The following is a 21,686-nucleotide window of genomic DNA, read 5'->3' on the forward strand; positions in this document are numbered from 1 at the left end:
TGTCCGCGCGCCGGGCCTGATTCGGCGAATCGCGGTCCGGTCTCCCACTCGACCGGCTGTTCAGGCCCCTCGCAACCGGCTGTCGCCCAGGTGGCTCACGTGCGCAGCGCGGTCACCATCCGGCACCGGGGCGATCCGTCGGGGCGGCGGCCGAACCGCTCCAGCGGGGTGAGCTCCACCGTGAAGCCGGTGCGGGTCAGTTCGCCGACGACGTCGGTGAGCCGGAAGGTGCGGTAGTACATGATGAACCGGGGCCGCCACAGCAGGTTGCGCACGCGCATGGCCGCGTCGAACGCCCACAGCTCCCAGTAGGGGCGGGAGCCGACCGGGGGCGGGGCAGGGAGGGGGAAGACGAACCGGCCGCCGGGGAGCAGCGCCCGGTGGACCCCGGCGAACAGACGGGGCCGTTCCGCCGGGAGGAAGTGGCCGAATGCCCCGAAGCTGACGGCGAGGTCGAAGGCCGGGGCGAACGGCAGGGCGCGGGCGTCGGCGCGGACCCAGTGGACGTCGGCGGACCCGCCGGGCGTCCCCTCGTGGGCGGCGCGGGCCCGGTCGAGCATGCCGGCGCTGAAGTCGACGCCGATGACGCGCTCATGGCAGAGCTCGCGCAGTACGCCCGTCCCGGCTCCGGTTCCGCAGCACACGTCGAGGCCGGCGCGGAAGGGTCCGAGCGGCCGCAGCGCGTCGGCGACGGCGTGCAGCACGCGGTCGGACGTGCGGTACGGGGTGTGGTCGAACGTGGGGGCGAGCAGGTCGTAGCCGGTCTGGGTGGAGGAGAGCGCCTGGACGGCGAGTTCGCGGAGCGTCGGGCCGTGCGGGGAGAACATGGTCCCCTTTCAGATCAGGCCGGCGTTGAGGACGTCGAACGGGAGGGTGCCGCTGCCGTCGAGCGGCTCGGTGCCGGCGCCGGGGGACGGGAGTTCCGCCCAGATCACCTTGCCCTGGGCGGTGTACCGGGTGCCCCAGCGCTCGGCCAGTTGGGCGACGAGGAAGAGCCCGCGGCCGCCCTCGTCGGTGGTGGCGGCGTAGCGGAGGTGGGGCGAGGTGCTGCTGTTGTCGGCGACCTCGCAGGTCAGGCCGCGGTCGTACAGCAGGCGTACGCGCACGGGGGCGGCGCCGTAGCGGATGGCGTTGGTGATGAGTTCGCTGAGGATCAGTTCGGCGGCGAAGGACAGGTCGTCCAGGCCCCACTCGGTGAGTTTGCGTACGGCGGCGGTGCGGATGCCGCCGACGGCGCCGGGGTGGAACGGCACGTCCCAGTCGGCGACGCGGTCGCCGCCGAGGGCGCGGGTGCGGGCGACCAGCAGGGCCACGTCGTCCTTGGGGTGGGCGGGCAGGAGCTCGTCGAGGACGAGGCTGCAGCGCTCCTCGGGGGTGGCGGCGGGCCGGCCCAGGGCCTTGCGGAGCAGTTCGATGCCGACGTCGATGTCGCGGGCGCGGTCCTCGATCAGTCCGTCGGTGTAGAAGACGATCTGGCTGCCTTCCGCCAGTTCCAGTTCGCGGCTCTCGAAGGGTATGCCGCCCAGACCCAGCGGCGGCCCGGCGGGGAGGTCGGGGAACTCGACCGCGCCGCCGGGGTGGACCAGGGCGGGCAGCGGGTGGCCGGCGCGGGCCATGGAGCAGCGCCGGGAGACGGGGTCGTACACGGCGTACAGGCAGGTGGCGCCGGTCATTCCGGCCGCGCCCGTGTCGTCCTCGTCCTCGTCCTGGTCGATGCGGCCGACGAGGTCGTCGAGGCGGCCGAGGAGTTCGTCGGGGGGCAGGTCGAGGGTGGAGAAGTTGTGTACGGCGGTACGCAGCCGGCCCATGGTGGCGGCGGCGTGGAGGCCGTGACCGACGACGTCGCCGACGACGAGGGCGACCCGGCTGCCGGGGAGGGGGATGACGTCGAACCAGTCGCCGCCGACGCCGGACTGGGCGGGCAGGTATCGGTGGGCCACTTCCAGGGCGCTCTGCTCGGGCAGGGCGCGGGGCAGCAGGCTGCGCTGGAGGGTGACGGCCATGGCGTGTTCGCGGGTGTAGCGGCGGGCGTTGTCGATGCAGACGGCGGCGCGGGCGACGAGCTCCTCGGCGAGTTCCAGGTCCTCCTCCTCGAAGGGTTCGGGCTTCTCCGAGCGCCAGAAGTTGGCGACGCCGAGGACGACTCCCCTGGCCTTGAGGGGGACGGCGATCAGGGAGTGGATGCCGTACTCGACGATCCGGGCGGCCCGCTCGGGGTCCTGGGCCTGCCAGCCGGGTGCTTCGGACAGGTCGGGCACCAGGACGGCCCGGCCGGTGCCGAAGCCGCGTGCCTGGGGGGTGGAGGGGACGAAGCCGATCATCTTGCCGCGCGGGTAGAGGGGGTGGCCGTCGCGGATGCCGGCGACGGCGGTGCGGCGCATGTCGGCGGTGGTGCCGCTGGGCTCCTCGCCGCGCAGGACCGGGTCGGCCAGGTCGACGGTGACGAAGTCGGCGAACCGGTGGACGGTGACTTCGGCGAGTTCCTCGGCGGTGCGGACCACGTCGAGGCTGGTGCCGATGCCGACGCCCGCGTCGTACAGCAGGTTGAGGCGTCGGCGGGCGCCCTCGGCGCGGCCGGTGAGGGAGCGCAGTTCGGTGGTGTCGCGGATGGTGGCGACGGTGCCGGCGGGGCCGCCGTGCCGGTCGGTGTGGCGCTGGTTGACGGCGAGCAGCCGGTCGGCGGCGGGGACGACCTCGTCGGTGGCGACGCGGCCGGAGCAGAGGAGTTCGGCCATGCCGGGGTCGAGGCCGGGCAGCTCCCGTACGCTGCGGCCCTCGGCGTCGGGGGGCAGTCGCAGCAGCCGTTCGGCCTCGTCGTTGGCGAGCAGCAGTGTGCCGTCCCCGCCGACGATGACGACGCCCTCGCGTACGGCGTGGAGGACGGCGTCGTGGTGTTCGTACACCCGGGTCATCTCGGCGGGGCCGAGGCCGTGGGTCTGGCGGCGCAGGCGGCGGGCCACCAGGGCGGTGCCGGCGGTGGTCACGGCGAGACCGGCGGCGGCGATGGCGAGGATGAGGGGGAGCTGGCGGTTGACGACACCGGTGACGTTTCGGACTTCCAGGCCGGCGGAGACGAGGCCGATGATCTTCTCGTCGGAGCCCCGCACGGGAACGATGGCCTGCACTTCCTCGCCGAGGGGTCCGTCGACGCTCTCGGTGAGGACCTTCCCGGCCAGGGACGGCCCGATGGTGCCGACGAACCGTCCGCCGATGCGCTCGGGCTGGGGGTGGGTGTAGCGGATGCCCTTGGTGTCCATCACGACGATGAAGTCGACCCCGGCCGCTTCGCGGGCTTCCTCGGTGAGGGGCTGGAGGACGCTCGACGGGTCGGGGGAGTTCTCCAGGACGTCCTCGAGGCCCGGGGACCGCGCGAAGGTCTCGGCGACCGCGATGGAACGGTTGCGGGCCTCCCGGTCGCCGTCGCTGCGTGACTGGAGGACCAGTGCCAGGACCGCCCCGAGCACCAGCAGCACGACGAGCGCCACCTGCAGGACGAAGACCTGCCCCGCGACGCTCCGTGGGAGCCTCTTGGCCAATGACCGAACCGAGGCACCACGGAATCGGTCGAAAAAGGGGACCACGTTCCCCTTTCTAACACCGCTTGGCCCATGGCGACCATGAGTGACCGGGGGTCGCCGGACGACCACGGGCCGCATGCGCATGTTCCCGGGGCCCGTCGGGGCCTTCGAGGAGCGTGCCGTGAGGGAATCCATCGTTCGCCCAAGGGGCGTCCATGGGTCGGCCATGGGTGGGCCAACAGTGGTCCAACTCGAACAGCGGACGCAGGGCCGGGCGTACGTTTTCGCGTCGTGACATCGCATCCCGGTGACGGTCCGACCACCCTCTCCCCCGTCCTCCCGCCCTTTCCGCGGGGCCGCCGCGCACTGCTGCGTGCGGCGCTCGGCGGCGCCGCCGCTGTCGGTGCCGGAGCCGGCCTGGCCGTGGCGCCCGCCGTGGCGGCGCCGCGTTCGGGCGACCGGCGCCCCACGACGCCCGCGGCGGCGCTGCGGGAGCTGGCGCACGGCAACCGGCGCTGGCGGGCGCTGCACCAGGCCCATCCGCACGAGGGGGCGGTGGACCGGACGGCGGCGGTCGCCGGTCAGCGGCCGTTCGCCCTGGTCCTGGGCTGCATAGACTCGCGTGTCCCGCCGGAGCTGATATTCGATCAGGGCCTGGGCGACCTGATGACGGTCCGTTCGGCGGGCGAGGTGCTGGACGAGGCGGTGCTCGGCAGCATCGCGTACGGCGTCCTCGAGCTGGGGATACCGCTCGTCGTGGTGCTGGGGCACCAGTCGTGCGGGGCCGTGGCGGCGGCCGTGCACGCGGAGGAGACCGGTGAGCGCCCGCCCGCCCACATCGACTACATCGCCGAGCGGATACGGCCGGCCATCGATCACGGCCACACCGGGACGGCGCGGATCGACGCGACGATCACGGCGAACGTCCGTCATGTACGCGGCCTGCTGGCCGCCGAACGGGACCTCGCGGCCCGGGTGGAGGCGGGGCGGCTGGCCATCGTGGGGGCGCGGTACGAGCTCGGTACGCAGCGGGTGCACCGAGTCGCCTAGGAGCGGTCAGCGCACGCCGCGTGGGCGGAACTGGACGCTGATGCGGGGGCCGACGCCCTTGGTGGTCTTGGGGATGGCGTGCTCCCAGGTCCGCTGGCACGAGCCGCCCATCACGATGAGGTCGCCGTGACCGAGGGGTACCCGCCTCGACGGGCCGCCCCGGCGGGGGCGCAGCGCCAGGTCGCGCGGCTCGCCGACCGACAGGATGGCGACCATCGTGTCCTCGCGCGAGCCGCGCCCGATCCGGTCGCCGTGCCAGGCGACGCTGTCCCGCCCGTCCCGGTAGTGGCAGAGTCCCGCCGTGGTGAACGGTTCGCCCAGCTCGGCGGCGTAGTGCGCGGACAGGGCGGCGCGGGCCTCGTCGAGCACGGGGTGCGGCAGCCGGTCCCCCTCGCCGTAGTGGGCCAGCAGGCGGGGGACGGTGACCTCGTGGTCGTACATGGTGCGGCGTTCGGCCCGCCACGGGACACCCTCGGCGAGCTCCTCGAACAGGGCGTCGGCGCCGTGCAGCCAGCCGGGGAGCAGGTCGATCCACGCGCCGTCGCCGAGCACGGTCCGCCGGAGGCCGGTCAGCGGGCCGAGGCGGATCTCGTCGGTCTGGTCGAAGAGTGACCCTTGCAGGTGTGCTGCCATGCCTCCAGCGTACGAGAAAATCGAATGTTTGAGCTATTCGATCGGATGGTGGGCGTCCAGCCGTCCGACCCGGAGACCGCGCCGGCGGCACTCCGCGACCAGCTCCGGCAGCGCTCCCAGCGCGGCCTGCCACGCCCCCGGCGCGCTCACCACGTCGGAGTCGTGCAGCAGCACCGTCCCGCCGCCCCGCAGCGTCCTCGTCACCTCCGCGTACACGCTCCGCGGCGTCGCCTCGGCCGTCCAGTCGCGCCCCCACGCCGACCACAGCACCGTGCGCAGCCCGGCGGCGCGGGCGGCGGCCCACCGGCCGCCGGTGAGAACTCCGTACGCGGGCCGGTACCACAGCGGCCGTCGCCCGGCCGTGTCGGCGACAAGGTCCGCCGTCCGTGCCAGGTCGTGGGCGTCCCGCAGCGGGCGCGGCCACCACGGCCGGTCGTGCCGCCAGCCGTGCACGGCCAGCTCGTGCCCCTCCGTCACGATCAGCCGCCCCAGCTCCGGGTACCGCCGCAGCCGGCCGCCCAGCACGAAGAACGTGGCCCGTACGTCCAGGGCGTCCAGGACGCGCAGGAACTGCGGCGTACTGACCGGATCGGGGCCGTCGTCGAACGTCAGGGCCACGTGCGACGGATCGCCGCGCCCGTCGAGCCCCGGCCACAGCGCGGCCCGGGCACCGGGCAGCCAGGTCGCCGCGGGCCCGATGTGGCACGCGGCGAGCGCGCCCAGGACCGTGGCCGCCGGGAGGGCGGTCACCATCTCTCCTCCGGCCGCTCCGGGTCGCTGGTGACGAGCGGGGACCTGGCGAGCTGGACGCAGCCGGCCACCAGGACGACGAGCGCCAGCACCTCGAACACCACCCGCCAGCCCAGATGGACCCGTTCCGCGAACAGCGTCACGCCCAGCACCACGCTCAGCAGGGCGTCCCCCAGGGTCAGCGCGGGCTGCGAGGCCACCAGGGAGCCGGCCCGCAGCGTCACCTGGAGCAGGACGAAGCTGGCCAGCCCCACGGCGACGGCCGCGTAGGGCTGCCACGTGCTGAGGACCGCGCCGACGCCGTCCGGCAGCCGGCCCAGCGCGTCCTTGAGGAGCGCCGCGGTGCACGCGAAGCCGGTCGCGGTCGCCGTGCCCAGCACCGCTGCGCGGGGCGCCGGGGACAGCCGCAGGGACACCACGCCCATCAGCGCCACGAAGAGCCCCGTGCCGAGCGCCGTCCACCCCCAGTCCGCCAGGGGCACCGTGGACCGGCCGCCCGACGGGTCGGCCATCGCCAGGAAGACGGCCAGGCCCAGGGCCATCGCCGCGAACGCCCACTTGGTGCGGGTGTCCGGGCGGCGCCGGAACACCATGCCGCCGACCACCAGGGTGAACATCAGCTCCGTGCTCATCACCGGCTGGACCACCGACAGCGGCCCCGTGGCCAGGGCAAGCGCCTGGAGGATGCCCGACACGGCCAGCAGCGCCGCGCCCCACACCCACACCCGCCGGTGCACCAGTCCCGCCATCCACGAACCCCGCCGCGCCGAGGGCGGTTCGGGGCCGGTGGCGGCCGCGCCCTGCCGCTGGAGCACGGACGCCCCGGCGTTGCCCAGCGCGGCCAGCAGCGCGAGGCAGATCGACAGTGCCAGCACCGGACTCAGCCGAACCGCTTGGCCATGGCGCGGAAGAAGCCGGGCACGGCTCCGTGGAGCCGGGCGGGCATGGCGAGCCAGGCCGGGACGAACACGTCGTCCCGGCCGCGTACGACGGCGCGCCACACCACGTCGGCGGCCCGCGCGGCGGGCACGGGGCGCGGATGTTCGCGGTGGTAGGGGACGCCGCGGGTGGTGAAGAACGGGGTGTCCACCGCTCCCGGCAGGACGACGGTCACGCCTACCCGGGTGCCGGCCAGTTCGTAGCGCAGGCTGTCGGCGAAGGCCAGCAGCCCGCCCTTGGTGGTGGCGTAGACGGCCTCGTTGGCCACCCCGACGCGGCCCGCCATGGACCCGATCAACACCACGTGCCCCACCCCCCGCTCGGCCATCTGCGGCAGCACCAGCCGCACCAGGTGGACGACCGAGGTGAGGTTGACCGCGATCAGACGGTCCACTGCGTCGGCGGGCATCCGGGTGAACGGCCCCGCCCAGCCGATGCCAGCCGCCGCGACCAGGACGTCCACGCGGCCCTCCCGTTCCAGGGCGTCGGCGGCGAACCGCTCCACCCCCGACCGCTCCGCCAGATCCGCCCGCAGCGCGCCGCCGCCCGTCCGCCGCGCCACCGCCGCGAGCCGTTCCTCGTCCCGCCCGCCGAGCAGCAACCGCCAGCGGCCGTCGGCGGCGAACCGGTCGGCGACCGCCTCGCCGATGCCGGAGGACGCGCCCGTGACGAGGACGACCGGGCGGGTGGCCGGGCGGGCACCGGGCCGCGCCCTTCCCGGTCCGGCCTCGCGACGGGGCGCTGCCTCGTGACGGGGCGTAGGGGGCATGGGGATCCTCCGGACTGTCGTCGACCGTGCTCTTCCAGCCTCCCGGTTTCCCGCCGGTTCGCCTCCCGGCACCCGCCACCGCGCCCGCCGATCCACCCGAACAGTCCGATTCGGCCGCCCTCCGGGCCGCGTCGGGACGCCGGACGGAACACGATGGAACGGCACGGAACGGAGGCCCACATGGGGCGGCGATGCCTGGTCCTCAGCGCGAGCATGGGCGCGGGCCACGACGCGGTGGCCGGCGAGCTGGCACGCCGGCTGCGCGCGGACGGGCACGACGTCCTCGTACGGGACGTGCTGACCCTGCTGCCGCCCGGCGCGGGGGCGGCGATGCGCGGCTTCTACCGGTTCGTGGTGCGGCGGCTGCCCCCGGTGTACGCGGCGATCTACGCGCTGTTCCTGGCCCCCCGCCCGCGTCCCGGCCGGGGGCTGGACGTGTCGCCGATGGCCGCGCTCGCCGAGCGGGGGCTGGGGGCGCTCGTGGAGCGGTGGCGGCCCGACGTGATCGTGTCCACCTTCCACCTCGCGGGTCAGATCACCGGCCGGATGCGTGGCCGGGGCGCGTTGCGGGTGCCGTGTGCGGTCTTCGTGACCGACTTCGCGGTGCACCGGGCCTGGCTGGACCCGGGGAACGACCTGTACCTGTGCGTCAGCGAGACCGCCGCCCGGGCGGCGCGGGACGGCACGGGCAGGGCGGCGGTCGCGACGGGCCCGGTCGTGCCGCCGGAGTTCCTCGGGGCCGATGCGGCGGCCCCGGCGGAGGCGCGCCCGGTGGTGCTGCTGTCGGGCGGGGCGTGGGGTGTGGGGCCGGGGTTGCTGCGGACGGCGGGGGCGCTCGCCCGGCACGGCTTCCTGCCGGTGCTGCTCTGTGGTCGGGACGAGCGGTTGCGCCGGCGCGCCGCGCGGCTGCCGGGGGTGCGTGCGCTCGGCTGGACGGACGACATGCCGGGGCTGATGGCGTCGGCGCGGGTCCTCGTCGACAACGCGGCGGGCCAGACGGCGGTGCAGGCCCTTGCCGCCGGGGTGCCGGTCGTCGGCTACCGGCCCATCCCCGGGCATGGCGCCGTGGGGGTGAGGGAGATGGCGGCGGAGGGCCTGACCACGTTCGCCGAGGACCTTCCCGGGCTGCTGGCGGCGGTCGGCGAACTCGCCCGGCCGGGCGACGCGCGGGACCGGCGGACGGCGAGCGGCTCGGCGGTGTTCCGGGCCGACGCCGCCCGTCTGGTCGCGGACCTGGCCGGGTGAGTGCGGCGGATGTGCCTGCCGGGCACACGAGCCCGGCGCGATCCGGACGACGTGCCCTACGTCGTCGCCCGGTCGGCCAGCCACTGCTCGTGGGCGCGTGTCACCCGCTCCCACAGGGCGGCCCGGTCGGCGGTGTCCAGGACGTCCAGGTCGCGGCCGAAGACGTCCGCGAGCGCGGTGAACCACTCCTCCGCCGTGTCCAGCGTGCGCTCGGCGCGGCCGGCCGCGTCGACGCGGGTGAGGACGCGGCCCCGGAGCAGGTCGACCCCCTTGGCGTCGCGGCGCAGGGCGGCGAAGGAGTTGAGGAAGGGCGAGTCCGGAGCGGTGGACAGCCGGATGTGCTCGTCGGCGAAGTCCGCCATGGATGCGGGGCGTGCGGCGAACTCCATGACGGGGAACGCACTGCTCGGGTCGTGGTGGAACGTCCAGCCGCCCGGTTCGGTGACCGATGGTTCCATCCGGTACGTGAACGGGCCCTGCCGGTACGTTCCGGCCCGCAGGGGCAGCGGTTCATGGGGCCCGTCGCCGAGGCCCGCGTCGACGAACCAGGCCTCGCCGTCGACGCGCACCGTCAGCGCCAGGTGGTTGCCGTTGGCGCCGCGTCCCTCCGGGTCGTGGTGCACGCCCCCGACATGGCGGGTGACGTCGTAGCCGAGCGCCTCCAGCAGCGCGGCGAGGCCGCCGTTCAGGTGGAAGCAGTAGCCGCCCTGCCCGGCGGCGAACCGGCGTGCGGACAGCTCCGGTTCGATACCGGGCGGCCGGCCGAGCTGGATGTCGACGTTCTCGTAGGGCACGCGCTCCAGATGGGCACGTTGCAGCGCGTTCAGCGCCTCCGCGGACGGCTCACCGGGGTCGGTGATGCCCAGGCGGGCCAGGTAACCCTCAAAACCCTTTACGCTCATGACCGTTCACCCTAACGAGTGCCCTCAGCGCAGACCGAGGCAGGGCAGCCAGTCACGCGGTGCGCCACCGGCGGTGAGAAGGGCGCTCAGCGCGCCCTCGGGGCCGCCGAGCAGGCCCGGCGGTCGCCAGGGCGTGCCGAGCGCCTCGGGGAGCCGGGCCCGGAGGTGTTCGGTGAGGCGGGCGCGCAGGGCGCCCGCGACGGGCAGGCGGGCGTGGCGGTCGAAGGCGTCGGCCACGGCGAGGACGCCCGCGGCGCCGTGGCACAGCCCGAGGAGGTCGCCGGGGGTGTCGCCGAACAGGTGGAAGTCCTCGTCGTACCGGTCGGCGAGTGTGGTGAACGCGGTGGCCGCCCGGTGCGCGGCTTCGCGGTCGTCCAGCGCGTCGGCCGCGTCCCACAGCGCCCAGGCGACGCCGGGGGTGCCGTAGCACCACGCCTGCCGGGGGTCGGCACGTGTCGGAGGCGGTCCGTCGAGGCCGGCGCCGGGCCAGGTGCGGACACCGCGCTCGTCGACGTGGGAGCGGGCGTCCATCCAGCGGGTGGCGCGGCGCAGCGCCGCCGCGGTCGCGGGGTCCGCGGTGCGGCGCACAGCGGCGGTGAGCGCGGTGACGACGCCGGCGAGGCCGTGGCCCATACCGGTGTTGACGCGCCCCTGCGTCCAGGAGAGGTGAGGGTGGTCCGCGTACTGCCCGATGCGCAGCCGCCGCAGGTCGGCGTGGTCGCACAGGGACACCAAGTGACGTACTCCGTCGTGCAGTTGTCCGGCGGCCGGATCCGTCCCCACGCACAGGGCGTGCAGGATCCCCGCGGGACCCGTGATGAGGTCGTAGTCGGGGAAGGCGACGTCCTGCCGGCGCCGTCCGGCGGCGGCGGTGGTGGTGAGGTGGTCGCGCAGCCGGTCGGCGGCGCGGTGCAGTACCGGATGGAGCCGGGCGCCGAGCCGCAGCCCGACGAGCGTGCCGGCCAGGCCGCCGTCGTACAGGCCCGGGTGACCGGGGCCGCGCCCCGCCGTCCTGGCCCAGGCGGCGACCGCGCGGGCCGCCGTGGTGGTGGCCTCCGGACCGCCGGTCGCGGCGACGAGGTGGGCGAGAACGGGGATGCCGGGGTCGGAGGGCGAGGGCCCGGACGGGGGCTGGGCCGTCCACTTCTCCAGGTATGTGAGGGCGAGGCCGACGCCCGGGTCGTGAGCGGTGTCCATCGGGCTCCTGCCGGTACGGGCGGGACGGAGCCGCCCGGACGTGCCGGGCGGCTCCTCGGTGGGCGGGCGCGCCGCGCGGGCGCGTCCGCGTCAGGCGCAGATGACGACGGTCGCGCAGACGACGATGGTGCACAGGCCGCTGCAGCCTGCCGTCGAGGGGTGGGCCTCGGCCAGTTCGGTGTCGGTGATGCGCTCGTCGAGGTCGTCGATGAGGGCGTCGAGGTCGGTGAGTTCGATGGTTCCGGGCATGGTGGGTTCCCTTCTTCGCGCTAGTGGGCGATGGCCGCCCCGAGGGGCCGTCCGCCGGCTGCGGGCGGACCGTCGGGGACGTTTGGGGGGGCGCCGCGCAGCAGGGCTTCGGCGGCGGATGCCGCGAGCCGTTCGACGGCGTCGGCGCCGGTGTCGTACGGGAGTCTCAGCAGCATCTGGGCGGCGACGGCCGCGCCGCCGTGGAGGGGGTCGCGCAGGGGCAGGTCGCCGGGGGCGGGCAGCATCTCCTCGACGAGCAGCTCGGGTCCGGGCTGCTGGGCGCACAGCCGGTCGACGACCTGGAGGGCGGTGAGCGCGTCGAGGTCCACGGGGACGGGTTTCGCGCCGGCGGCGGTGCGGAGGAAGGCGTGGCGTGGCAGGCCGTGCGCGCGGCGCAGGAGCGCCAGGGCGCGGACCTTGTGCAGGGCGTCGTCGCCGGGCCGCCACAGCTCTGCGCGGTCGAGCCGCCAGGTGGCCGGGGCGAGGACCAGTTCGCCGCCGGCGGTGAGCCGGGGCAGCCGGGTGTGTCCGGGCAGGGCGCCGTCCAGGCCGTCCAGGCGCAGGAGGAAGGAGGCGGCGGGGTGACCGGCGGCGAGCAGGACCCGCAGCAGCAGGTCGTAGGGCGGGGCGGGGGTGCGGGTGGCGTGGTGGACGGGGACGAGGCGCCGCCCGTCGGCCTCGGCGACGATCCGCCCGCCGTGGCGGCGTACGGTGATCCGGTCCAGCGGGAGGTACCGGGCGCCGCCTCCGGAAGGCCCGTAGTACGGCGTCGGGTCGGGGTCGCCGGTCCACCACCCGGTGGTCGCGGGGCGGCGTACGGCGTTGGCGGCGCGCTCGCCGAGCGGGGGTACGAGCAGTTCCACGAACCGTACGCCGGTGTGCCGTTCCACGGCCGTGAGGAAGGCGCGGTGGGCGTCGGCGTTGCTGTGGCCGCCGTACCGGGCGTGCAGGCCGTCGGCGAACCGGGCGTCGAGCACCCCGGCGGCGGACGCGGTCTCCAGCACGGCGACGGGGCCGGTGGCCGGGCCCGCGAGCGGGCGCAGAAGGCAGTCCAGGGGCCAGGGTGGAAGGGCGTGGCCGGCGGTCGGGGCGCCGAGAGCGTCCAGCAGGGCGTCGTCCACGTCGGCGTGACCGGGCCCGGTGTGGGCGGCGAGGTGGGCGAGCAGCCGTGCGTAGCCGGAGTGGGGGTCGGTGGGTACGGGCCAGCCGCCGTACCGGTGCCGCGCTCCCGTCGCCGGGCGCGGGTCCCCGCCCGTGAGGGGGAGCAGGCCGGTGAGGATCTCGCTGACGGGGCGCGGCCGTTCGGTGATCCCGGCGAGCTCGGGCGCCTCCTGCGCGGTGGCGGTGTCGGCGTCGCGCAGGGCGGCGATCCGTGCCGCGACGAGCAGCCCGCGCCGTACGCGCTCGGCGGCCGCGGCGGGCACCGGGGAGGCCGGGGCGCGGTAGGAGTCGAGGAACCAGCCGTCCGGTTCGCCGTCCGCGGGGCTCAAGGGCCGTGGGAGGGTGCCGTGCCGGGTCACGTCCTCGGGCGGGGTCCACGCGCCGTGGCGGAGCCGGGGCGCGGTGCACACCTGGAGGACGCCCATGGCGTGCAGGTGCTGGAGGAAGCCGCGCAGGACGGCCGGGTCGGCGGTGCCCCGGGACGTCGCGGCGCCCAGCAGGGTCTTCTCCAGTTCGCCGAGCGGGCGCGGGCCGTCGGCGAGCAGATTCAGCACGGTGTGCAGGGCGCGGGTGCGGCGCAGGACGACGTGGCGCAGCCGGCCGGGTTCGCGCGGGTCGACGACGTAGGCCCGTACGGAGTCGGGCGGGTCGGTGAAGTGCAGGGGCGCGGGCGCCAGCAGGGTGCCCGGGTCGGCGGTGCGCAGGTCGGGCGGGCCGGGGGGCCGGGAGCGGACGAGGTGGACGTTCTCGGTGCAGGTGGCGGCGAGGGCGCCGAGCGTGGCGCCGGGGGCGATCAGGCCGGTGCCCGGGGCGTCCGTCAGGAGCGGGGCGGTGGCGAGTTGGCCTGCCCAGCCCCTGGGGGTGGTCTTCGCGGCCGCCCGGCCCAGGACGCGCCAGAGGTACGCGGCGCGTTTGCGTAGGCTCTTGTCGGCCCAGGACTCGCCGTCGGCCAGGCGTCGTTCGACGTCCGTGAGGAGCCCGGGGGCCGCGCTGTCCACGAGGTCCCGCAGGACGGGGTGCGTGCGGGCGATGTCCTGGGCCAGTGCGCAGGCCCGGACGTGGCCGTCCGCCACCGCCCGTTCCAGCTCCGCCCGTTCGGTGCGGGCCTGCTCCGCCTCGCGCGCCAGGGCCCGGGCTTCGGTGGCCAGGCCGGCCGGGACGGCGTGGCGGGGCAGCCGGTCCAGGAGGTCCAGGTCGGCGGTGCCGGGCGGCCGGCCGGCGTGCAGGCGCCTGCGCAGCGCCAGTACGGCTCGGCGGTCGGGGTCCGTCAGGCCGGGGTGCGGTACGGCGCTCACGCCGAGCCGTTCGGCGAGTACGCGGGAGCGGGCGGTCCGCCGTTCACCGGCTCGGGCGTGCCGCGCGACCCGGTCGAACAGGGCGGGGTCGCCGGCACGGGCCCAGACCTCACCCGGCATGCCCGCGATCCGCAGCAGCACCGTGACGTGCGTGCCCTCGTCCGCGCCGGCCATGTCAGCCGGTCCCTTCGCGGCAGTCGTCGTGGCCGTCGGACACCAGCGCCTCGGCGAGCAGGCTCTGGCGGGCCAGGGAGAAGCGGCCGCGGTTCCAGTGGAAGACGGCGTAGTGCGCGGCGGCCCGGCGGGGGCCGACGACCGCGTCCCCCGCTTCGAAGTAGTCGGCGCGCCACCGGGACGCGGCCCGCCGTACGGCTTCCTGGTGGTCCCGCAGGCCGTCGCGGCGGCCCTCGGGGAGGGCGGCGAGCTGCTCCTCGCAGGTCAGGTCCCAGTACGCGCGGATGCCGGCGGCGGCCCGCTGCCGGGACGCGTCGCGCAGGCCGTCGACGAGGCGGCGTCCGGTCTCCTCCCGGACCACCTGCCAGACCCCCCGGTGTTCCCAGCCCACGATGCCCAGGCCGTCGAGGGCGGCGCGCAGCAGGGTGAGCGACACCCGCCAGTCGGCGGGGGCCTGCTTGCCGGGTGCGGCGTGGTGGTCGAGCCACGCCAGCGAGTCCGCGGTGAACAGGGCGTGGACCAGGGGCATGGCGCGCGGGCCGCCGAACAGGTAGGTCTCCGGCTCGTAGACGCCGTCCGTGGGGCTCGTCCACGCGCCGTCGCGGCGGTCGAAGCGGCGGAGCAGTTCGGAGCGCAGGGCGGCCACGCCGGCCGGGCGGGTGGCGTGGAACCGGATGCGCAGGCCGGGCGGTTTGTGCATGAAGAAGAAGTCGTTCGCCCAGCCGCATCCGACGAGTTCGTGGGCGGCCTCGGCGAGCCGCCGGTAAAGTGCGGGCCAGGCGTCCGGCCACGGCGCCAGGCCGAGCTGCACCCAGCCGGACTCCGGCAGGTCGTCGCGCAGGGCCCGTAGGCCCGCGGCGAGGAAGGTGCGGCGGGCCTCGGCGTACGCGGCGCCCTCCCCGGCCAGCGGCAGGGCGCCGAGGGGTGCGGTACGCGCGTCCTGCAGGCAGTCGGCCAGCAGCCGCTCGACGTCCACCATGCGGCCTCCTCCAGAGGTGTGTCGCTTCCTCCCAGTGGATGTCCGGGCCGCCGTCGTCCGAAAGCACGACAAAAGCTAGTCGTACTATCAACTGAGGTGCGCTGGCGCGGTGTTGGATCTCCCACGCCTACCGGCGCGCACGCCAGCGGGTTCCCCGACGCCCCCCGGGCGCGCAGGACACCGGACGCCCCCGGCCGCCGGGTGGCAGACCCCGCGCGAGGGCAAGGGTGACCGCGGTGGACGCGGTGGCGACGACAGCCATGGCCGTCGGCGGCGAGGTGAGTTCGGCGGCCGTGCCCGCGAGCGCGGCGCCCACGCCCTGCATGGTGAGCATGCCGGAGGTGTGCAGCCCCAGGGCGTGTCCCGCGAGGTGGTCGGGCGTCAGGTCCACCAGGCGCTCCTGGAGCGGCAGGCTCGCCGCGTAGCCGAGTGCGGAGACCGCGACGGCCGCCACCACCACCGGCAGGGGCGGGCGGAGGGCGAACAGCGCGTAGGGAGCGGCGAGCAGCAGGAGCAGCGGCACGGCGAGGGTCCGGCGCCACCGCACGGGCAGGAACCTGCCGGTCAGGACGTCGCCGGTCAGCATGCCCACGGCGGCGGAGGCGTAGAGCAGTCCGGCGTCCCCGGGGGCGTACGCGACGAACAGCGACTCGCAGCCCACGATCAGCCCGTTGGGCACCCACAGGGCGAGGTAGACGTGGCGGCGGGGGCGTGAGGACCACAGGCGGGCGTTGTCACGCCAGGTCACGGCGATCGAGGCGCGCCCGGTGGCGCGGGGCGGCCGGCGGGTGAGCCCGAACCGGGCGACGGCCGCGGCCGCGCCGTACAGCGCGGCGCCGGTGAGGAGCGTGCCGCGGGGCGACAGGGTGGCGACGAGCAGGCCGCCGAGGGCGAACCCGCAGATCTGTGTGGCGCCCACGGACATGTTGAGCAGGGAGCGGCCCAGCAGGTACCCGTCCTTGGCGACGATCTCGTTCAGGAGCCCGTAGCGCACTCCGCCGCCGAGGGACGCGAGCACGCCCAGGGCCGCGAGGACCGCGAAGACGGCTCCCACGGGCAGGCCGGGGATCGCCTGTGTCGCGGTGCCGAGGCCGAACAGGAGGGGCAGCCCGGTCATGGCGGCGCGCGGCGGGAGCCGGTCGGCCGCCGACAGCAGTGTCGTCGCGCCGACGACCTGGGCGAGGGCCGGGCCGAACATGGCGAGCGCGGACAGCAGCGCGGAGCCGGTCGCCCGGTGGACGAGGGTGCTCAGGGCCAGTCCGCTCACCGTCTGGGCCGCCACCTGGGTGGCGGAGGAGAGGAAGAGGGCGGGGAACTCCGGTGTGCGGAACAGTTCGCGGTAGGTGCGCATGGCCGGAGTCTCGAAGGCCGTGCGGTGGCGGCGTTACTGTTTCGCGCTGTCGCGAAACGTGGCGCGGTGGAGGGGGCCGGCATGGGGTGGTGGCAGGTCAACGCGGACACGCTGGCCGGGAGCCGGTTCGTGGTGTCGCCGCTCGCCGAGGCCGTCGCGTGCCTGAAGACGCTGGACCGGGGTACGGCCGCGCACCCGGGTGAACGGGGGTGGCTGGACGCCCACCTTCCCGCCTACCGGGAGCGGCTGGCCGCCGACCCGGTCACGGCGCTGCTCGTACGGGCGGCCCTGGGACGCACCTGGAACGCGGATTTCCTGACGCCCACGCCCTCCGGCGAGGGCGGGGCCGTGTTCGAGGAGGAGCTGGAGCGGATCCGTGACTGGCCTCCCGGGGCGGCCCGCGCGGATCTGACCGTGTCGCTGGGCGGACCGCTGCCGGCCCGGCTGCACCGCTGTGACCTGCCGGAGCGGACGGCCCGGCTGCTGGAGTGGGTGTGGGCGCGTACGGTCCTTCCCGAGTGGCCGAGGCGGCGGCGGATCCTGGAGGCCGATGTGGTGGCGCGTACGGCGCGGTTGAGCCAGGACGGCTGGGCGGGGGCGCTGGGCGGCATGCGGTCCGGGATGCGGTGGCTGGGCGGGGACCGGCTCCAGGTCGGTACGCAGCCGTATCCGCCGCGGGAGATCTCCGGGGCACGGCTGATGTTCGTGCCGGTCACGCCCCGTCAGAGCTGGTGCTCGTGGGACGCCCCGCACCGGTACGCGGTGGTGTACCCGTGCGCGGGCGCGCTGGCGGACGGGGGTGGGGCGGCGGCCGTGCCGGAGGCGCTGGGCGTGTTGCTGGGAGCGGGCCGGGCGGGGGTGCTGGTGCTGCTGGACACGCCGAAGAGCACGTCGCAGTTGGTGGCGCTGACCGGGCAGGGCCTGGGTTCGGTGGGCCGCCATCTGCGGGTGCTGCTGGACGCGCGGTTGGTGCGGCGCCGGCGCGCCGGGCGGTCGGTGCTGTACTACCGCTCGGATGCCGGTGAGGCGCTGGTGCGGGCCCAGGAGGGCGGTTGAGGCGGCAGCCCCGGGGTCAGGTCGTGAACGGGTCACCCTTGATGAGGGCGAAGGTGGCGCCCGCGGGGTCCTTCAGCATGGCGAGCCGCCCGACCCCGGGGACTTCGGTGGGTTCGATCAGGGGGGTGGCGCCGTTCCCGGTGGCGGTGGCGTAGGTGGCGTCGCAGTCGGTGACGCCGAAGTACGGGTGCCACTCGGAGTCGTTGCCGGCCGCGAGGTTGTCCTCGTGGAGCTGCATGATGCCGCCCTGTCCGGGGTCGTCGCCCTTGCCGCCGCCGGGCACGGAGACGACGGAGTAGACGAGGCCGCCGCCCATGTCCATGTCCTGGTACTCCCAGGAGAACACCGAACGGTAGAAGTCCTTCGCGGCGGTGACGTCGGTGGTGTAGAGCTCGGTCCAGCACAGGGTGCCGGGTTCCATGACGGTGTCGAGTCCCTTGGTGTCGCCCGGCTGCCAGACGGCGAAGTCGGCGCCCGTCGGGTCGGTGAAGGCGGCCATCCGCCCGGCGGTGAAGACGTCCATGGGCGGGACGCGCACCGAACCGCCCGCCTGTTGCACGGCCTGGGTGGTGGCGTCGGCGTCCGGGGTGTGGAAGTAGGGCGTCCACGCGGGGCTCGCGCCCTCCTCGGTGAGCGGGCCGAGGGCGGCGACCGTACCGCCGTCGCGCTGGAAGAACCCGTAGCCGCCGGCGTCCGGGCCCGCCGACTGGAACGTCCAGCCGAACACGGCGGCGTAGAAGGCCACGGCCGCGTCGGTGTCGGGGGCGCCGAGGTCGGTCCAGTTGGGGGTGCCCGGGACGAAGTCGGTGGTCAGCATGGGTGGTCCTCCGATGAGCTGAGCAGTGCGTAGGCGGTCGGGACGAGGGCGTCCTTGCGGCTGTAGCGGCGGGTGGAAAGGGCGACGAGCGCGGTGCCGGTGTCGGGTCGGAAGCCGAGGAAGGCGGTCTGTCCGCTGGTGGCCCCGATGTGGAAGTACATGGTGCCGCCGCCTTCGGCCGGGTGGTGGAACCAGGTCAAGGTGTGTGTCTCGCGGTGTCCGCGACCTCGGCGCAGCAGCGGGCGGCGCACTTCCCGCAGGGCGGCGGCCAGCGGGGAGCCGTCCGGGCGCAGATGGGTCTCCAGGAAGGTGAGCAGGTCGTGCGGGGTGGCGCGGAGGGCGCCGGCCGCCTGGAACCCGCCGATGTGCAGGGGTGGTGTGGGGGTGGTGCCGTCCGCCCGGTGGCCGGTCGCGTCGGTGCCGGGGCCGGTGGGGCGCGCCGCGGTGTCGTGGAGCCCGAGGGGGGTGAGGACGCGGTCGGTCAAGAGGCGTTCCCAGGGGGTGGCGGTGGCCGCGGCGAGGGTGTGCCCGAGGACGGCGACGCCGAAGTTGGAGTAGCGCCACCGGGTGCCGGGCCGGGGGCGCGGGCGGGCGCGGAGGAAGGCGCGGACGACTCGTTCGGGCGGGTAGTGGGCGTAGGGGTTGGTGGTCCAGCGCGGCAGGGCCTGGGGGTAGAAGTCGGCGGGCAGCGGGGGCAGTCCGGAGGTGTGGGTCATCAGGTGCGTCAGGGTGATGGGGCGCCGCCCCGGGGGCCTGGCCGGGTCGAGGAGCGCGGCGGCCGGGTCGTTGCCGGAGAGGGTGCCGGAGGCGACGAGGTCGGCCAGCAGCAGGCCGGTGAAGGTCTTGGAGGCCGACCCGATCTCGTACCGCAGCCTCTCGCGCGGTGCGGGTGTGGCCGGCGCGGTGCCGCCACCGCGGACGGTGCGGCGGCCGTCGCGGGAGAGCGCGAAGACGACGTCGGGCGCGTCGACGGCCCGTACGGCCTCGTCGAGGAGTTCCTCGTCGCCGGTCGTCATGCGGGCGCCTCGGCGGCCAGTCGTTCCATGGCGCGCGAGGTGGCCAGTACGGAGGCGAAGGCGGCGACCAGCGTGGGGTGGTACACGATGTCGAAGACGTCCTCGGGGTCGCCCTCGGGCATCGGGCCGAGGGCCGGCATGGCGCCGTCGGGCTGCTGGGCGGCGGCGAAGCCTTCCCAGGCGGCGGCGTCGAGCGTGGGGCGCGGCAGGCAGGCGTCGACGACGAGGAGTTCGCCGAGCAGGTCCCAGCGTTCGAGGTCCAGCCAGTCGTCCAGCCAGGCCGGCAGCCACCGTTCGAGGTGGTCGGCGATGTGGGGCGGCAGGCCGGCGGGGTTCTCGCCCCAGTCGGTGAGGTGGAAGACGGTGTGGGTGATGTCGTACGCGGTGTGGGGGCTGACGGTCCACGGTTCGGGTGTGCGGCCGAGCCAGGTGCGGGAGAGGGCTTCGTCCTCGGACAGGCTGGGGGCCAGCCCGAAGCGGCGTTCGAAGGCGCTCAGGCCCAGCCGCCGGACGGGCTGCACTTCGAGGGCCGCCCAGCCGGTGAGCCGGTGGTTGATGCGGATCGCCCGTTCCAGCTCGGGCCGGCTGTAGCCGAGTTCGCGGAACGGGACGTACACCTCGAAGGGGATGGGTGACGTCGGTTCGATGCGCTGGCCGCGCTCCAGCGCCCGGCCGCCGTCCAGGACCTCGCGCCAGGCGTGGTCGAGCAGCCGGCGGGCGAGGTCGGCCTGGCGGGAGCCGGCCACCCCTTCGCGGAAGAGGACCTTGCAGATCAAGGCCAGTTCGCCGACCGGCTTGAAACGTTCCAGGAAGCCGATCGCCGGGTCGACGTCCGGTTCCAGCCGGAAGCCGTCGCGGTGGGCGTGGAGCCACTCGATGGCGCCGACGCCGACGGTGTGGACGAGGCGGGTACTGGCGGCGGTCATGCCGGCACTCCTCGGTGGGTGGTGGCGGTGTTCCGGTCGTCGGCGCGGCGGGCGGCGGTCAGGGTGGCGGCGAAGGCCGCGACCAGCGTGGAGTGGTAGCAGTTGGCGAAGACCCGCAGCACGTCCTCGCCGCGCGGGCCGCGTCCCACCTCCGTCAGGGCGCCCGTGTCGTCCTGGGCCTCGACGACCGCCGCCCAGGCGTGCTCGGTCAGTTCCGGGGCGGGGGGTTCGGGCAGGCTCGCGGCCACGGCGAGCAGCTCGCAGCACAGGTCCCAGTGCCGGGTCTCGACACAGCTGTCGAGCCAGGCCGGGAGCCAGGTGCCGAGATAGGCCGCGATGTCCGCCGGGACGCCGTCGACGTCGTGGCCCCAGTCCGTGAGGTGGAACACGACGTGTGTGAGCGTGTACCCGGCGGTTCGCTCGAACGTCCACGGCTCGGGGAGACCGCCCAGCCAGGTGCGTCGCAGCGCGTCGGGGGCCGCCGCGTGGGGGGTGAGTCCGGCACGCCGCTCCGAGTTGAGGATGCTGAGCAGCCGGTTCGGCAGCAGTTCGGTCGTCCGCCAGCTGCGGGTGCCGGTGAGGTGGGCGGCGAAGTCCTCGTACGCGGGGTGCCGCAGGCCGCCCGAGGCGAATGCGGCGTACACCTCCAGGGGGTACGTGGCGCACGGTTCGAGGCGTTGCAGGTCGAGGAAGAGTTGCCCATGGCGTGTCTCGCGCCAGGCGTGGTCGAGCAGGTCGGTGGCGGTGTCGTAGGGGGCGCTCCCGGGTGGGGTGTGCCGGCGGACGCAGACGCACGTCTGGGCCAGTTCGCCCAGGGGCTTCCAGGAGGCGTTGACGTCGGCCTCCGGTTCCAGCGCGTCGTCACCGAGCCGGAATCCGGCGCGGTTGTCCGACAGCCAGCCGAGCGCCGCCTCGGCGACCCGGCCCACGTCCGTGGACGTCGCGGTTGCGTCAGCCGTCACAGCGGGGCTCCGGATCGCAGGTGGCGGGCCGCGTGCAGGTGGAGCGCCACGCGTGGGTCGTCACCGCCCATGTGCGCCACGAACTCCAGGCCCGCGTCCAGGCCCAGCGTGTCGGGTACGCCGTCGAGGGCGGCCAGCCAGCGGCCTGCGCCGGCCGCCTGCAGCCAGCCGCGGCGCCGGACCGCGCGTACGAAGCCACGGGCGACGTCGAGGGTGCGGCGTGCCGCCGCGCGGGCGACCGCGCTGTCGGCGGCGGGCACGGCGAGCGCGGCCAGCAGGGCGAGCTGGTGTGTCAGGGCCTGCCAGGGCAGGTCGTCGAGCCAGCCGGCGTCCGGCTCGGCGTCGTCGGGTGAGGCCACCGCCGGGGCGCCCAGGTCCCGCAGGGTGCGGGTCATGGCCCAATGGCCCCAGCGCGAGGTGGCCGAGGCGTCGGGGCCGGGAGGGTAGGCCAGGGCGGCCTTCTCGCAGACCGCCAGGTCGACGGGCGCGGGAGGGGTGCGGTGGAGGACGCTCGGCAGCAGGACGTCCGCTCCCACGACGCGTACGGCGGCGAGGCCGAGGTCGTCGTCCCCTGTGGTGACCGCCGGTGCGGCGGGCACTGGGGAGTGGCCCCCGCTCGTCAGAGCAGAGACCACTTGGGTTGCGAGCTCCCGCACCGCGTCCGTCAGGGGCGTCGAAGTGCTGGGCTGCTCCATTC

Annotated in this window: 20 protein-coding genes; 3 read left to right on the forward strand and 17 right to left on the reverse strand. The window is 75.4% G+C overall.

Going from position 1 to position 21,686, the window contains the following annotated elements; all coding sequences use genetic code 11:
• Positions 1–95: 95 nt before the first annotated feature.
• Both ACZ6C1_RS05800 and ACZ6C1_RS05805 read right to left on the reverse strand, forming a co-directional pair.
• Positions 96–827, reverse strand: coding sequence for a class I SAM-dependent methyltransferase (locus ACZ6C1_RS05800; RefSeq protein ID WP_469238017.1), 732 nt, complete (start codon positions 825–827; stop codon positions 96–98).
• A 9-nt stretch (positions 828–836) separates the two neighbouring features.
• On the reverse strand, positions 837–3,536 hold the full coding sequence (locus ACZ6C1_RS05805; protein ID WP_469238018.1) for a SpoIIE family protein phosphatase: 2,700 nt from the start codon (positions 3,534–3,536) through the stop codon (positions 837–839).
• 273 nt (positions 3,537–3,809) lie between these two features.
• On the opposite strand from ACZ6C1_RS05805, the gene ACZ6C1_RS05810 reads away from it, so the two are divergent.
• On the forward strand, positions 3,810–4,568 hold the full coding sequence (locus ACZ6C1_RS05810; protein ID WP_469238020.1) for a carbonic anhydrase: 759 nt from the start codon (positions 3,810–3,812) through the stop codon (positions 4,566–4,568).
• A 6-nt stretch (positions 4,569–4,574) separates the two neighbouring features.
• Here ACZ6C1_RS05810 and ACZ6C1_RS05815 read toward each other — a convergent pair whose 3' ends face one another.
• The 4 genes from ACZ6C1_RS05815 to ACZ6C1_RS05830 are packed head-to-tail and all read right to left on the reverse strand — an operon-like array spanning position 4,575 to position 7,659.
• Complete coding sequence (locus ACZ6C1_RS05815) at positions 4,575–5,201, reverse strand: alpha-ketoglutarate-dependent dioxygenase AlkB (RefSeq protein ID WP_469238022.1); 627 nt, start codon at positions 5,199–5,201, stop codon at positions 4,575–4,577.
• Between the two features lie 33 nt (positions 5,202–5,234).
• On the reverse strand, positions 5,235–5,954 hold the full coding sequence (locus ACZ6C1_RS05820) for a polysaccharide deacetylase family protein (protein WP_469238024.1): 720 nt from the start codon (positions 5,952–5,954) through the stop codon (positions 5,235–5,237).
• Positions 5,948–6,826: a DMT family transporter gene (locus ACZ6C1_RS05825; RefSeq protein WP_469238026.1), complete on the reverse strand. Its 879-nt coding sequence runs from the start codon at positions 6,824–6,826 to the stop codon at positions 5,948–5,950. Before ACZ6C1_RS05825 ends, ACZ6C1_RS05820 begins: the two co-directional genes overlap by 7 nt.
• Positions 6,827–6,831: 5 nt before the next feature.
• Positions 6,832–7,659, reverse strand: coding sequence for an SDR family NAD(P)-dependent oxidoreductase (locus ACZ6C1_RS05830; RefSeq protein ID WP_469238027.1), 828 nt, complete (start codon positions 7,657–7,659; stop codon positions 6,832–6,834).
• A 180-nt stretch (positions 7,660–7,839) separates the two neighbouring features.
• On the opposite strand from ACZ6C1_RS05830, the gene ACZ6C1_RS05835 reads away from it, so the two are divergent.
• On the forward strand, positions 7,840–8,904 hold the full coding sequence (locus ACZ6C1_RS05835) for an MGDG synthase family glycosyltransferase (protein ID WP_469238029.1): 1,065 nt from the start codon (positions 7,840–7,842) through the stop codon (positions 8,902–8,904).
• 56 nt (positions 8,905–8,960) lie between these two features.
• Here ACZ6C1_RS05835 and ACZ6C1_RS05840 read toward each other — a convergent pair whose 3' ends face one another.
• From ACZ6C1_RS05840 to ACZ6C1_RS05865, 6 genes are all read right to left on the reverse strand, one after another.
• A complete protein-coding gene (locus ACZ6C1_RS05840) occupies positions 8,961–9,806 on the reverse strand; it encodes an arylamine N-acetyltransferase family protein (RefSeq protein ID WP_469238031.1) in 846 nt (281 codons plus the stop codon).
• 24 nt (positions 9,807–9,830) lie between these two features.
• Positions 9,831–11,003: a lanthionine synthetase LanC family protein gene (locus ACZ6C1_RS05845; protein ID WP_469238033.1), complete on the reverse strand. Its 1,173-nt coding sequence runs from the start codon at positions 11,001–11,003 to the stop codon at positions 9,831–9,833.
• Between the two features lie 90 nt (positions 11,004–11,093).
• Positions 11,094–11,252 (reverse strand): hypothetical protein, encoded by a 159-nt coding sequence (locus ACZ6C1_RS05850; protein WP_469238034.1) that lies wholly within the window; start codon positions 11,250–11,252, stop codon positions 11,094–11,096.
• A 20-nt stretch (positions 11,253–11,272) separates the two neighbouring features.
• Positions 11,273–13,882, reverse strand: a complete 2,610-nt coding sequence (locus ACZ6C1_RS05855; RefSeq protein WP_469238036.1) for a lantibiotic dehydratase — start codon at positions 13,880–13,882, stop codon at positions 11,273–11,275.
• Between the two features lies 1 nt (position 13,883).
• On the reverse strand, positions 13,884–14,861 hold the full coding sequence (locus ACZ6C1_RS05860) for a thiopeptide-type bacteriocin biosynthesis protein (RefSeq protein ID WP_469238038.1): 978 nt from the start codon (positions 14,859–14,861) through the stop codon (positions 13,884–13,886).
• 127 nt (positions 14,862–14,988) lie between these two features.
• The gene (locus ACZ6C1_RS05865) at positions 14,989–16,212 is read right to left on the reverse strand and encodes an MFS transporter (protein ID WP_469238040.1); all 1,224 of its coding nucleotides are present in this window, start codon (positions 16,210–16,212) and stop codon (positions 14,989–14,991) included.
• Positions 16,213–16,293: 81 nt separating this feature from the next.
• Here ACZ6C1_RS05865 and ACZ6C1_RS05870 point away from each other — a divergent pair, with 81 nt between their 5' ends.
• Positions 16,294–17,268, forward strand: a complete 975-nt coding sequence (locus tag ACZ6C1_RS05870; RefSeq protein ID WP_469238042.1) for a transcriptional regulator — start codon at positions 16,294–16,296, stop codon at positions 17,266–17,268.
• A 16-nt stretch (positions 17,269–17,284) separates the two neighbouring features.
• Here ACZ6C1_RS05870 and ACZ6C1_RS05875 read toward each other — a convergent pair whose 3' ends face one another.
• Genes ACZ6C1_RS05875 through ACZ6C1_RS05895 form a run of 5 tightly spaced genes read right to left on the reverse strand, consistent with a single transcriptional unit; the run spans position 17,285 to position 21,684 of the window.
• Entirely contained in the window at positions 17,285–18,085 is an 801-nt protein-coding gene (locus tag ACZ6C1_RS05875) for a VOC family protein (RefSeq protein WP_469238044.1), read from the reverse strand.
• The gene (locus ACZ6C1_RS05880; protein WP_469238045.1) at positions 18,079–19,101 is read right to left on the reverse strand and encodes a serine hydrolase domain-containing protein; all 1,023 of its coding nucleotides are present in this window, start codon (positions 19,099–19,101) and stop codon (positions 18,079–18,081) included. The genes ACZ6C1_RS05875 and ACZ6C1_RS05880 overlap by 7 nt, the downstream gene beginning before the upstream one ends.
• The gene (locus ACZ6C1_RS05885; RefSeq protein ID WP_469238047.1) at positions 19,098–20,027 is read right to left on the reverse strand and encodes a DUF6895 family protein; all 930 of its coding nucleotides are present in this window, start codon (positions 20,025–20,027) and stop codon (positions 19,098–19,100) included. Before ACZ6C1_RS05885 ends, ACZ6C1_RS05880 begins: the two co-directional genes overlap by 4 nt.
• A complete protein-coding gene (locus tag ACZ6C1_RS05890; protein ID WP_469238049.1) occupies positions 20,024–20,989 on the reverse strand; it encodes a DUF6895 family protein in 966 nt (321 codons plus the stop codon). The genes ACZ6C1_RS05885 and ACZ6C1_RS05890 overlap by 4 nt, the downstream gene beginning before the upstream one ends.
• Positions 20,986–21,684 (reverse strand): hypothetical protein, encoded by a 699-nt coding sequence (locus tag ACZ6C1_RS05895; protein ID WP_469238051.1) that lies wholly within the window; start codon positions 21,682–21,684, stop codon positions 20,986–20,988. Before ACZ6C1_RS05895 ends, ACZ6C1_RS05890 begins: the two co-directional genes overlap by 4 nt.
• Positions 21,685–21,686 lie beyond the last annotated feature (2 nt).

Source organism: Streptomyces sp. NPDC041796, from assembly GCF_055590785.1.